Origin of the sequence: Pseudomonas putida, from assembly GCF_002741075.1 — a bacterium.
Taxonomy (GTDB): Bacteria; Pseudomonadota; Gammaproteobacteria; order Pseudomonadales; family Pseudomonadaceae; genus Aquipseudomonas; species Aquipseudomonas putida_T.
The window spans coordinates 5,495,969-5,508,460 of sequence record NZ_CP016634.1; the positions used below are offsets into that span (position 1 = coordinate 5,495,969).

Annotated in this window: 11 protein-coding genes; 4 read left to right on the forward strand and 7 right to left on the reverse strand. The window is 61.4% G+C overall.

Annotated elements, in window-relative coordinates:
* Nucleotides 1-47: 47 nt before the first annotated feature.
* From ssuE to IEC33019_RS25810, 4 genes are all read right to left on the reverse strand, one after another.
* On the reverse strand, nt 48-641 hold the full coding sequence (gene ssuE, locus IEC33019_RS25795) for an NADPH-dependent FMN reductase (protein WP_070090814.1): 594 nt from the start codon (nt 639-641) through the stop codon (nt 48-50).
* Between the two features lie 266 nt (nt 642-907).
* Nucleotides 908-1,162, reverse strand: coding sequence for a DUF3077 domain-containing protein (locus tag IEC33019_RS25800; protein WP_070090815.1), 255 nt, complete (start codon nt 1,160-1,162; stop codon nt 908-910).
* Nucleotides 1,163-1,605: 443 nt separating this feature from the next.
* Nucleotides 1,606-2,244 (reverse strand): peroxiredoxin, encoded by a 639-nt coding sequence (locus IEC33019_RS25805; RefSeq protein ID WP_043208283.1) that lies wholly within the window; start codon nt 2,242-2,244, stop codon nt 1,606-1,608.
* 162 nt (nt 2,245-2,406) lie between these two features.
* Nucleotides 2,407-3,741 carry an OprD family outer membrane porin gene (locus IEC33019_RS25810; protein WP_070090816.1) on the reverse strand — a complete coding sequence of 445 codons (1,335 nt, stop codon included), beginning with the start codon at nt 3,739-3,741 and terminating at the stop codon, nt 2,407-2,409.
* A 497-nt stretch (nt 3,742-4,238) separates the two neighbouring features.
* On the opposite strand from IEC33019_RS25810, the gene tauA reads away from it, so the two are divergent.
* The 3 genes from tauA to tauC all read left to right on the forward strand — a co-directional run bounded on the left by tauA (nt 4,239) and on the right by tauC (nt 7,007).
* Complete coding sequence (gene tauA / locus IEC33019_RS25815; protein WP_070090817.1) at nt 4,239-5,210, forward strand: taurine ABC transporter substrate-binding protein; 972 nt, start codon at nt 4,239-4,241, stop codon at nt 5,208-5,210.
* A gap of 166 nt (nt 5,211-5,376) precedes the next feature.
* Nucleotides 5,377-6,171: a taurine ABC transporter ATP-binding subunit gene (gene tauB / locus IEC33019_RS25820; RefSeq protein ID WP_070090818.1), complete on the forward strand. Its 795-nt coding sequence runs from the start codon at nt 5,377-5,379 to the stop codon at nt 6,169-6,171.
* Nucleotides 6,168-7,007 (forward strand): taurine ABC transporter permease TauC, encoded by an 840-nt coding sequence (gene tauC / locus IEC33019_RS25825; protein ID WP_070090819.1) that lies wholly within the window; start codon nt 6,168-6,170, stop codon nt 7,005-7,007. The genes tauB and tauC overlap by 4 nt, the downstream gene beginning before the upstream one ends.
* 64 nt (nt 7,008-7,071) lie before the next feature.
* Here the strand turns inward: tauC and IEC33019_RS25830 are convergent, their stop codons facing one another.
* The gene (locus tag IEC33019_RS25830) at nt 7,072-8,034 is read right to left on the reverse strand and encodes an IS110 family transposase (protein ID WP_099593050.1); all 963 of its coding nucleotides are present in this window, start codon (nt 8,032-8,034) and stop codon (nt 7,072-7,074) included.
* 273 nt (nt 8,035-8,307) lie between these two features.
* Here IEC33019_RS25830 and tauD point away from each other — a divergent pair, with 273 nt between their 5' ends.
* Entirely contained in the window at nt 8,308-9,141 is an 834-nt protein-coding gene (gene tauD, locus IEC33019_RS25835; RefSeq protein ID WP_070090820.1) for a taurine dioxygenase, read from the forward strand.
* Nucleotides 9,142-9,219: 78 nt separating this feature from the next.
* Here the strand turns inward: tauD and betT are convergent, their stop codons facing one another.
* Nucleotides 9,220-11,181 carry a choline transporter BetT gene (gene betT, locus IEC33019_RS25840; protein ID WP_170831710.1) on the reverse strand — a complete coding sequence of 654 codons (1,962 nt, stop codon included), beginning with the start codon at nt 11,179-11,181 and terminating at the stop codon, nt 9,220-9,222.
* A gap of 340 nt (nt 11,182-11,521) precedes the next feature.
* Nucleotides 11,522-12,454: a serine O-acetyltransferase EpsC gene (gene epsC / locus IEC33019_RS25845; RefSeq protein WP_070090856.1), complete on the reverse strand. Its 933-nt coding sequence runs from the start codon at nt 12,452-12,454 to the stop codon at nt 11,522-11,524.
* Nucleotides 12,455-12,492: the final 38 nt, after the last annotated feature.

Here is a 12,492-nt window from a genome sequence, read left to right on the forward strand (position 1 = left end):
TTGACGGGCGAGTAAGGTGGGAAAAACGGTGAAGCGATGAGGCCGGCTCAGATGCTCCAGCGGGCAGTGAGCAGGCGTTCGTTGAGCACGCCCGGGGCCACGGGTTTGGGGCGTCGGGCCAGGGCGCTGTGGAACAACTCCAATGAGTCCTCGAGCCGGGCCTCGAGGGCGGCGGCCAGTTGCGCGGGCTTGCCGTGCTCGCCGTAGGCGATCTGGCTGTCGTCGGCGAAGATCCCTTGCAGGGTCTCCTGCGCCTTGAGTGCCGAGAGCACCGGTTTGAGTGCGTAGTCCACCGCCAGCATGTGAGCGATGCTGCCACCGGTGGCGATCGGCAAGACCACCTTATGCTCCAGGGCACGCTCAGGCAGCAGGTCGAGCAGGGTTTTCAGCGCACCGGCGAATGACGCCTTGTACACCGGGGTGGCGACCACCAGGCCATCGGCCTGGGCCACCAGCTGCTGGAAGTGCTGAACCTGCGGGCTGTCGAAGCGGGCGTGGAGCAAGTCCTCGGCCGGGAATTCGCGCACCTGGAAGGTCACCACCTCCACCCCCCGATCCTGCAGCCACTGGCGCGAGCGCTCAAGCAGCACGCCGGAGCGTGAACGGGTACTGGGGCTACCACCGAGAGAAACAACCAGCATGAAAACGCTTCCTTCGATTCGATTGCAGGGCCGCGAGGAGTTGGCCCCGCTGGAATGGAATCGACATTAACAGGCGGTCACATATATCTAGAAATCATATTTTTTCATTTATTTATTCCATTTTTGCGAAACCGTGATTTCGGCGGATGCTCCTGTGGATGCGGTAGCGAATGTACTGGCGCATTCGCGGATGAACCCGCTCCCACAGGGCGGGCGGTGATCCTTGTGGGAGCGGGTTTACCCGCGGAAAAGGCGCCTCGGAGCCACTAATCACAGCCCCGATTCATCCCAACTTCCATATCGTCGATCAATGCCTTGGCCATGGCACTGAGGATCCGGGCGGCGCTGCCTGACATCTGGTCGCCTTCCATCTCCGCCTCGCAGGTCAGATGGCGGATGCACCCGAGCAACACGGAGAGTTCGTCGAAGGCTTGTTGGAAGGGGATGTCGGGTTGGATGCGGTACAGGTCCAGGCAGGTCTGGACGCCTGCGGTTTTCCATGTACTTGAGTTGTCGGTCATCGCTCAAAAATTCCTCATGTGGTGTTGGAACCACCACCCAGGTTCTTTCTCACGAGATCAAGGTGGCAGCCGTGCACAGGGTGAGAAACCGGGACACAAGGAAAACCCGGCCAGACCGAGGTCTGCCCGTACACGGCTGCCATAACGGAAATGCCGAAACCTTAGCTGTCTTCGGGTTCTCACACCCGGTCGCCAAACAGGACGACCCGGCGACGTTATCCCTGGGGTGTGACCCCAACAATGCAGCAGCTTCCGGCAGGTGCGTAGGATAGGTCGTTACTTGCAAAAGGCTGAAGCGCTTGGCTTGAGGTTCGGAAATATCCGACACATTGGAGGTCGGCACGCTCCTACAGGAGACACCGCCAATCTCCGCGCATAAAAAAGGGCCGTCGAAACGGCCCAAAGATCCCTGCTATGGCTAAGAGCAATGCAACGAGGATTCCTTAACGATTCGGTTGCGGGGTCAGGCGCAGATAGGGTTTGACCGCCCGATACCCTTTGGGGAAGCGCTGCTTGATTTCATCTTCGTCTTTCAATGAAGGCACGATCACCACCTCGTCGCCATCCTGCCAGTTCGCCGGCGTGGCCACCTTGTGGTTGTCGGTCAGTTGCAGCGAGTCGATCACCCGCAGAATTTCGTTGAAGTTGCGCCCAGTGCTGGCCGGGTAGGTGATGGTCAGGCGCACCTTCTTGTTGGGGTCGATGACGAACAGCGAGCGCACCGTCAGGGTGTCGCTGGCGTTGGGGTGGATTAGGTCGTACAGGTCGGAGACCTTGCGATCGGCATCGGCGAGGATCGGGAAGTTGACCACGGTGTTCTGGGTCTCGTTGATGTCATCGATCCAGCGGGTGTGGGAGTCGACCGGGTCCACCGACAAGGCGATGGCCTTGACGCCGCGCTTGGCGAATTCGTCCTTGAGCTTGGCGGTCAACCCCAGCTCGGTGGTGCACACTGGGGTGAAGTCGGCCGGGTGGGAGAACAGCACACCCCAGCTATTGCCCAACCATTCGTGGAAACGGATCTTGCCGGCGCTGGATTCCTGTTCGAAATCGGGGGCGATGTCACCGAGTTTGAGGCTCATGGGAGGGGGCTCCTGTGCTGTGTCTGGTCTGTGGGTTCAATGTGCCTGCATTCGATTAAAAACAAAAAGAATAAATATTGATTTATTTATAACCTGCAAACATAACGAATCGCAGACATAAAAAAGCCTCGCGCTAGGCGAGGCTTTTTGTGCAGCTACGACTTACATGAAGGCGTAAGTGTAGTTGACGATGAAGCGAGTCTGGTCCTGATCGTTCGCGGAGCTTGCACCCGTACCGCGATATACACCCTGGCGCAGGCTGAAGCCCAGGCCTTTGAGAGTACCTTCCTGCAGCACGTAGTCGATACGCGCATCACGTTCCCATTCGCTGAAGGTGCCATGGCCGTCGGCGTTGCGGCCATCGCGACCACGCAGGTATGCGACCGAAGCCTTCAGGCCAGGCACGCCCAGGCCTGCGAAGTCATAGGAATACTGGCCGAAAGTGGTGTTTTCACCGGCCTTGGCGAACTGGTTGATCATGCTGTCGGAGAACAGGTAGAAGCTGGAGCCACCAGCACCTTCGCTATCCCCATTACTGTCGACCACACTGCCTTGGTTCAACCATACGAAACCACCGTCATCGCTGATTTGTTGGTGACCGAGCATGAGCGCGTGGCTGCCCAAGGTGTAGGTGAACATGGCAGACCAGGTCTTGTTGTCCACTTCGCCCTTGTTCTTGGCATAACCTTTGTTGTTGTCGAAGGCGTAGCCAGCCTCACCGTTCTTGCCGTCCTTGCTGCTATCGAAGTAGCGCAGGTCAGTCTTGAAGGACTGGTCGGGAGCGATCTGGTAGAGGTGAGTCAGACCCAGGAAGTGCTGTTTGTAGAAATCTTCCAGGTTCGAGTAGTAGTACTGCAGGGTGAGGTCTTTGGTCAGCTTGTAGTCCAAGCCGCCGTAACGGAACTTGTTGCTGTCCTGCGAAGCGCCAGCGACCGACAGACCGGTACGGTTGCTCGAGGCACGACCCATGGCGTGGGTCAGCTGACCGGCGTTGATGGTCAGGTTGTCGATTTCCTTCGAGGTGATGGTGCCCCCTTCGAAGGTTTGCGGCAGCAGACGACCGTCGTTGGAAACCAGGATCGGCAAGTTTGGCGCCAGGGCGCTACCGAAGTGCGCTTCGGTCTTCGAGAAGCGGGCCTTGGCGTTGGCACCAAAACGCGCCCACTGATTGGCGGACTTATCGCCATCGTTCGGGAAGAAGCCACTGCCGTGGTAGCCCCCACCGCCATCGAGGTGGATACCCCACAGCGCTTGGGCATCGACACCGAAACCGACGGTGCCTTCAGTAAAGCCCGAGATGTAATCAACTTTGAAACCCTGGCCAGACTCGCGCTGGTCGGCGCGTGGCTTATCCTTGTGAGCTTCACGGTTGTCGTTATTGAAATACATGGTGCGCGAGCTGACGGACAGCTTGCTGTCCTCAACGAAACCGGCAGCACCTGCTTGCTGGGCGAGAACCCCCAATGCCACGGCCAGGGCCAGGCTGGACTTGTACATGTTTTGCTCCTCTACGTTCTAATTTTTGTACATCTCAAGCGGCAGGATCTGTTGCCCCGCTCGCCTTGGATTGGGCGATTTAGCACCAAACAGTGTCTGCGAAGTCAATCGTTACCAATCGTTTCGCGACTTTGGTCTAAGACGCCGCTTGCGCCACAGGATAATGACAATCCTATAAATCCAAAATGACCGTTTTATGACTTTTTAAGATTTTTAAGGAATATATTTGGAACCTTTGCTCCCATTAGCTGTATAGAACATATTTTCTTATTCCTATTGGTTATGTGCAAACGTTTGCCAATAACCGACTTCACATCCCCGCAAAACCGAAAAAGCGTAGCTGCCATTCCAGGCTTCGCCAGCGAAGCTGACTCCTCGCTCAAAAACCCTGACGATTGACACCTAAGCTAATGCCAATAAGTTATTTATTTTTGATTTCTTAGATCAATTAGTCTCTTCGTCAACCCACCCTGATTTGCCTGACGAGGAGCTTATCCATGATCCCGCACACTCCGTTGCGCCTGTTCGCCGCCCTGACCCTCGCCAGCGCCAGCTGGCTCGCTCAAGCGGCCGACCTGACCGTCGCGTACCAGACCACCGTCGACCCAGCCAAGGTCGCCCAGGTCGATGGCACCTATGAAAAAGCCAGCAAGGCCAGCATCGACTGGCGCAAGTTCGACAACGGCGCCGACGTGATTACCGCCGTGGCCTCCGGCGACGTACAGATCGGCTACCTGGGCTCCAGCCCTCTGGCCGCCGCGGCCACCCGCAAGCTGCCGGTGGAAACCTTCCTGATCGCCACACAGATTGGCGCAGGCGAAGCGCTGGTGGCCCGCGACAGCATCAAGACCCCGCAGGATCTGGTCGGCAAGAAAGTCGCCGTGCCGTTCGTTTCCACCGGTCACTACAGCCTGTTGGCCGCGCTCAAGGCCTGGAATATCGACCCAGCCAAGGTGCAGATCCTCAACCTCGCGCCGCCGGCGATCATCGCCGCCTGGAAACGGGGTGACATCGATGCCACCTACGTCTGGGACCCGGCCCTGGGCGTGGCCAAGGAAAACGGCAAAGTACTGATCACCTCCGGCGAGCTGGCCAGCAAAGGCGCCCCGACCTTCGATGCGTGGATCGTGCGCAAGGACTTCGCCGCCAAGCACCCGGACATCGTCAAGTCGTTCGCCAAGGTCACCCTCGACGCCTACGCCGACTACCGCAAGGACCCGAAAGCCTGGCTGGCCAACCCCGACAACGTCGGCAAACTGGCCAAACTGTCCGGTGCCAAGCCCGCCGACATCCCGGTACTGCTGCAAGGCAACGTCTACCCGCTGGCCACCGACCAGGCCAACGCTTTGGGCGCACCGACCACCCAGGCATTGACCGACACGGCCACCTTCCTCAAGCAACAAGGCAAGGTCGAAGCGGTACTGCCGGACTATTCCCCCTACGTCAGCGCCCAGTACCTGCCCAACTGACCCAGCTCTCCCACAGGTACAGCGGTGTTATCGAGAGCAGCGCAGAACATGTGGGAACGGGTTTACCCGCGAATGCGTCGGTGAATTCAAAACAGCATTCGCGGGTAAACCCGCTCCCACAGAACCGCACAGCCTCCCACCCTCGCACGACACGACGGAGCCCACCATGGCCTTGCTCGAACTGGAGCGCATCAGCGCACAGTACCCCGGCACCGATGCCCCGGTGCTGACCGACATCAACCTGAGTCTGGGACCCCGCCAGTTGCTGGTGGCCCTGGGCCCTTCCGGCAGCGGCAAGACCTCGCTGCTCAACCTCATCGCCGGCTTCGTCGCCCCCAGCGCCGGGCGCATCACCCTCGACGGCAAGCCGGTCGAAGGCCCGGGGGCCGAGCGCGGCGTGGTGTTCCAGGATGACGCGCTGCTGCCCTGGCAGGATGTTCTGGCCAATGTGGCCTTTGGCCTGGAGCTGGCCGGTATCCCCCGCGCCGAGCGCGAAGCCAAGGCCCGTGAGCTGCTGGCGCTGGTCGATCTGGCTGGGCTTGGCGAACGCCGCATCTGGCAACTCTCTGGTGGCCAGAAACAACGTGTGGGCCTGGCCCGGGCGCTGGCCGCCAACCCGCGCGTGCTGCTGATGGACGAGCCCTTCGGCGCCCTCGACGCCTTCACCCGCGAGCAGATGCAGGAATTGCTGCTGCAGGTCTGGCAGCGCACCGCCAAGCCGGTGTTCCTGATCACCCACGACATCGAGGAGGCTGTGTTCCTGGCCAGCGAGCTGGTGCTGCTGGCGCCCAACCCGGGGCGCGTGGTCGAACGCCTGCACCTGGATTTCGGCCTGCGCTACGCCGCCGGCGAGTCGGCCCGGGCGATCAAGTCCGATCCTCGTTTCATCAAGACCCGCGAGCACGTGCTGGCGCGAGTGTTCTCCCAACGCGAAGCCGACCACCGGCAGGAGTCCGCATGAGCAGCCTGGACCTGACGGCCGCCGACAAACCAGTCGCCCGGCCAACCCGCACCGCTAAGGTACGCCGCCCGTTGGCCACCCGCTGGATCAGTGCCCTGACCCTGGCCAGCCTGCTGCTGGCCTGGTGGCTGGTGACCGCCGCCGGCTGGATCGAGCCGCTGTTCCTGCCCTCGCCCGCCGACATCCTGGCCAAGGCCTGGACCCTGCTCACCCAAGGCTACATGGACGCCAGCCTCTGGCAGCACCTGGGCGCAAGCCTGGGGCGAATCGGCCTGGCCCTGCTCGCCGCGACCCTGACCGCCATCCCGATCGGCTTGGCCATCGGCCACAACCGCGTCGCCCGCGGCATCCTCGACCCACTGATCGAGTTCTACCGGCCGATCCCGCCGCTGGCCTACCTGCCGCTGATCGTGATCTGGTGCGGCATCGGCGAATTGTCGAAGGTGCTGTTGATCTATCTGGCCATCTTCGCCCCGATCGCCATCGCCACCGCCACCGGCGTGCGTACCGTCGACCCGGCCAAGCTGCGCGCCGCCCAGTCCCTGGGCGCGACCAAGGCGCAGTTGATCCGCCATGTGATCCTGCCCAGCGCTCTACCCGACATCCTCACCGGCATTCGCATCGGCCTTGGGGTCGGCTGGTCGACCCTGGTGGCCGCCGAACTGATCGCCGCCACCAGCGGCCTGGGCTTCATGGTGCAGTCGGCGGCGCAGTTCTTGGTCACCGACGTGGTGGTGCTGGGGATCTTGCTGATCGCCCTGATCGCCTTCGCCCTGGAGATGGGCCTGCGCGTCCTCCAGCGCAAGCTGGTGCCCTGGCACGGGCAAAGCCACTGACCCTACAACGCCTTTCGCGGGTAAACCCGCCCTCACAGATTGGGTGAACGCCTTGTGGGAGATTCTATGGTTGAGGGCAAAGCTTTTTTGCCCCTTTGCTGACGTATTCGCCTTGGGTCTTCATCAAGGCGAATGCAACTCTGGCGAGCTTGCGTGACAAGATAACCAGGGCCTGAGTCGTTGCCTTACCTGCCCGGCGATAGTGCTCGTAGACGTCTTTCCAGGCCGCAGACCTACTGGCCGCCATGGCGGCGTTATGCAGTAATCGACGGATCTCTGAACAACCCCGCTTGGTCAACCGTCGACGTCCGGCCTTTTGGCCGGAATCTGCAACTTTCAGGTCCATGCCTAGAAAAGCGATGTATGAATCACTGTTCTTGAATTCGCCCCGAATAAATGCGGTGACGAGGGCAACAGCGGTCAGGAAGCCAATCCCTTCAACTTTCTGACAGCGGGCGACTTGTTCGGCTAGGCCAGCCTCTTTTACCAAGACCTTCAGGCGTTTCTGGATCAGAAGATCAAGCGACTCGAAGTGCTTGGCAAAGCTGTTGAACGCCTCTTTGAGCGACATTTCATTGCCCCAGCTCTGAGTCAGACTTGTCCGCGCCGAAACCAGCGCTGCTCTGCGCCGGAGCAGGCTCTGGAGCTTGCCGTAGACAGCTGGAGGGGGCGACCAAGGACGAAGAGCACTGCCCTCGCGATCCAGGAAGCGAGCCAGCAGGCAGGCATCGGACGCATCGGTTTTAACGCGTCCGCCAACGCCCTTGCGGTAGTTGCTGAGTTGAAACCCGTCGACGACATAGACGGCGAAGCCCTTTTCGTATGCCATCTCAACCAGGTCCAGATGGTAAACATTGGTAGCTTCAACGCAGATAGCGGTATTGGCCGGCTGAAGTGCCAGCCACTTTTGGATTTCAGGCTTGGTGTTTCTAACGGTCTGCTGTTGGGCGGAGTCTTCGTAATAACAGACCAGCTCAGCCTTGGCGACATCGATGCCGATGATGAAATTGTCTACTCGCATTGCCATCGCCTGAACTCCCACGGTATGGTTTTTGAACTCGGAGGGGTTTCACCAAGAGGCGCTGGCTTGCTTCTATCGTCGTTTGCAAACGATGCATTCTTTATCGGCGCTTTGGTGAAGGGGTGGGGCGATGTCTCCCACGGTCTGTACTGCGCCTAACAGTCAGAATCGGTTTGTTCGTCCCACCACCCCTTCGAGTATCACCATACAAGCGGGTTTACCCGCGAAGACGCCACCGCCCTAGCTTACCGACTGGTACACCGTTCAAGCGAGACCGACATGAGCCTGACCATTACCCCCCTGAGCCCAGCGCTCGGCGCCCAGATCAGTGGCGTGGACCTCTCCCGCGACATCAGCGTCGAGCAATGCGATGCCATCGAGCAGGCGCTGCTCAAGCACCAGGTGCTGTTCTTCCGAGACCAGCCCATCACCCCTGAGCAACAGGCCCGCTTCGCCGCACGCTTCGGCGACCTGCACATCCACCCGATCTACCCCAATGTGCCGGATACCCCGCAAGTGCTGGTCCTCGACACGGCGGTCACCGACGTGCGCGACAATGCGGTCTGGCACACCGACGTGACCTTCCTGCCCACGCCCGCCCTGGGTGCGGTGCTCAGTGCCAAGCAGTTGCCGGCCTTTGGCGGCGACACCCTGTGGGCCAGCGGCATTGCCGCCTTCGAGGCCCTGTCGGCACCGCTGCGGGAGATGCTCGATGGCTTGAGCGCCACCCACGATTTCACCAAGTCCTTTCCGCTTGAGCGCTTCGGCACCACACCCGAAGACCTGGCCCGCTGGGAGGCCACCCGACGCAACAACCCGCCACTGTCGCACCCGGTGGTACGTACCCACCCGGTGAGCGGGCGCAAGGCGCTGTTCGTCAACGAAGGGTTCACCACGCGGATCAACGAGCTGAATGAGCAAGAAAGCGAGGCCCTGCTCAAGCTGCTGTTCGCCCATGCGACCCGCCCCGAATTCACGATTCGCTGGCGGTGGCAGGAGAACGACGTGGCGTTCTGGGACAACCGGGTGACCCAGCACTATGCAGTGGATGACTACCGGCCGAGCCGGCGGGTGATGCATCGGGCGACCATCCTGGGAGATGCGCCGTTCTGATGGACCTCGGGAAGGCCTTTGGCCTCCCTTCGCGGCACAAGGTTGCTCCTCCTTGTGCCGCGAAAGAGCCCCAATGGGCTACCGGACCAGATGCAGGAACTGCATGTGCCGCTGATACTGGTCGAGGATGTCGTTGATGATCTGCTCCTTGTTGTAGCCCACCAGGTCGTAGTTCTGGCTACCTTCGGACAGATGCACCTCGGCGCGGTAGTAACGGCGGTTCTTCAACTCCTGGGTGCCCAACCCGGCCAAGGCGAACGACGGGGTGAAGTACCCGCGCATCTGCACTTGGTAGATGAACGGCTGCTCTTCGCCCAGGCCGATCTTCAGGCTGACGTTGTCGTGGCTCGGGTCGTCCTGGGTGATCACGTTCAAACCCTTCTGCACGAACACCTCGGTGACCTCGCCAATGGCCGGGCGCACCACGTCGTCCATGAAGCGGTACACCTCGTCGCGTGACGGGAAATGCACCGCCTGGCTCAGGCGCTGGCGCCAGCCACCTCGGCCACGGCGCGACACGGCGAACGGCGCCAGCGAGTGCATCTGCGCGATCTGGCGCTGGGACTCCAGGTAGAACGCCTTGTGCAGCCCCCACATCATGCACAGCAGGATCAGCGAGAACGGCAATGACGTCAGCACCACCGCTGACTTGAGCGAGTCGATGCTCCCGGCGAACAGCAGGCTGCTGGTGATCAGCGCGGTCATGGCGCCCCAGAAGATGCGCAGCCAGTTCGGGCCATCTTCATCCGCGTCGCCGCCCTTGGCCGACAGCGTGGAGAGCACCACGGTGCCCGAGTCCGCCGACGTGACGAAGAACACGAAGCTGATGAACACCGTCACCGCGATCACGGTCTTGCTCCACGGGTAGGTTTCCAGCAGCAGGTACAGGCTCATGGACGGGTTTTCCAGGGCCGACTGGCCCAGGGCGGTCATGCCATGGTCGAGCACCTGGGTCATGGCGCTGTTGCCGAAAATCGACATCCACGCCAGGGTGAAGCCCAGCGGGATCAACAGCACGCCGAAGACGAACTCGCGGATGGTCCGACCACGGGAGATACGCGCGATGAACAGCCCCACGAACGGCGCCCAGGCAATCCACCAGGCCCAATAGAACACGGTCCAGCCGCCCAGCCAGTCGCGGTTCTCGCCGTAGGCATAGACATCGAAGCTCTTGCGCGGCAAGGCGCCGAGGTAGTCGCCCAGGTTCTGGATCAAGGTGTTGAACAGGTGCTGGGTGGGCCCGGCGAACAGCACGAACAGCAGCAGCGCGCAGGCCAGGAACAGGTTGATGTCGCTCATCACCCGCACGCCTTTTTCCACCCCGGCGACCGCCACGGCCACCGCCGCGCCCATCATCAGGACAATGAGCAGCACCTGTATCCACTGGCTGTGGCTGATACCGAACAGGTAATCCAGGCCGGCATTCAGGTGCAGCACGCCAAAGCCCATGTCGGCCCCCAGGCCAAACACCGTGGCGATGATGCCGAAGCCATCGACCGCGTAGCCGATCGGCCCGTTGATGCGCTTGCCGATCAAGGGATACAGCGCCGAGCGCAGCGCCAATGGCAAGTTGTGGCGGTAGGCAAAGTACGCCAGCGCCATGCCGACGAAGGCGAACACACCCCAGCCATGCAGGCCCCAGTGCAGGAACAGCAGTTCCATCGCCTGACGCCCGGCCTCCACCGTGCCACCCTCGCCCTGGGGCGGTTGCAGCATGTGGGTGAGCGGTTCGGAAACGCAGAAGAAGAACAAGGTGATGCTGATGCCGGCGGCGAACAGCATGCCGGCCCAGGACAGGTAACTGAATTCGGGTTCGTCGTGGTCGGCACCGAGCTTGATCTTGCCGTAGCCCGACAAGGCGGTGACCACCACGAAGACCAGGTACAGGGTCATGGCCAGCATGTAGTACCAGCCGACCGTGTTGGCCGCCCAGTTCTGCGCCGCCAGCAACCAATCGCCCGCCGCTTTGGGATTGGCGATGACCATCAGGCCGAAGATGAGGATAAAGCTTGCCGCGAAGTAGAACACCGGAGGGTTCATGCGGATCTTGCCATTGGCAAGGGAGGGGGTCGGTGCACTCATTGGGCGCGCACCTCATGCAGCGGTGAAAGACTCGGATTGAACGGGTTCAGCAAAGGGGATCCTCCTGTTGAACACCGGCAATGGACCAGCGTTTTTACTTTGAACAAGCGTTCAAGTTAAACACGGATCGGCTTTCAACGCGACCTTGCCCGACCGCTGAACCCATTATTTGCAGTGAATTCCGACACGTTCGCGGGTAAACCGCGCCTACAAGTCCAGCACGATCTTGGCATCAGCGCCGAACCTGTAGGCGCGGTTTACCCGCGAACCGGGCGAGATAGAAGGCGTCTGATCCTGACTATTTCTGCCCTTCACACTCCAACTGCAGATTCGCCTGGGTGATGTTGCTCTCGGCCGGCACGCTGCGGGTCAGCCAGACATTGCCGCCGATGGTCGAGCCCTTACCGATGGTGATCCGCCCGAGGATGGTGGCCCCGGCATAGATGACCACATCGTCCTCGACGATCGGGTGGCGCGGCTCGCCCTTGTGCAGCATGCCGGTTTCGTCCGCCGGGAAGCGCTTGGCGCCCAGGGTCACGGCCTGATAGATGCGCACTCGCTCGCCGATGATCGCGGTCTCGCCGATCACCACGCCCGTGCCATGGTCGATGAAGAAGCTCGGGCCGATCTGGGCGCCGGGGTGGATGTCGATGCCGGTGGCCGAATGCGCCAGCTCCGAGCTGATCCGCGCCAGCAACGGCAGGCCGGCGCGGTACAGGTGGTGGGCCAGGCGGTGGTGGATGATCGCCAGGATCCCCGGGTAGCACAGCAGCACCTCATCGACGCTGCGCGCCGCCGGGTCGCCGTGATAGGCGGCCAGCACGTCGGTATCGAGCAGCACGCGCAGGTTCGGCAGCGCGGCGGCAAAGCCCTGGATCAACTGCAAGGCGTGGGCGTCGACGTCCTTCACCTCGGCCTTGCCGTGGCGCGAGGCGTAACGCAGCTCCAGGCGCGCCTGGGCCAGTAGCGCGGTAAGCGCGGCATCCAGGGTATGCCCGACATAGAAGTCTTCGCTCTCTTCGCGCAGGTCCACCGGCCCCAGGCGCATGGGGAACAACGCCCCACACAGTTGCTCGAGAATCTGGCGCATCGCTTCGCGCGAAGGCAGTTCGCGCCCGCCCTGCTCGCCGCTGCTGCGGCCATTGCGGGTTCGCCATTGCTCACGGGCGCTGCGCAGGTCGCTAACGATGCTCTGCAATTGCCAGTGTCCGGTGGATGGATGTTCGCTCACGGTGGTCTCCTGGATCGAGGCTGTGCGGGCCTTCATGA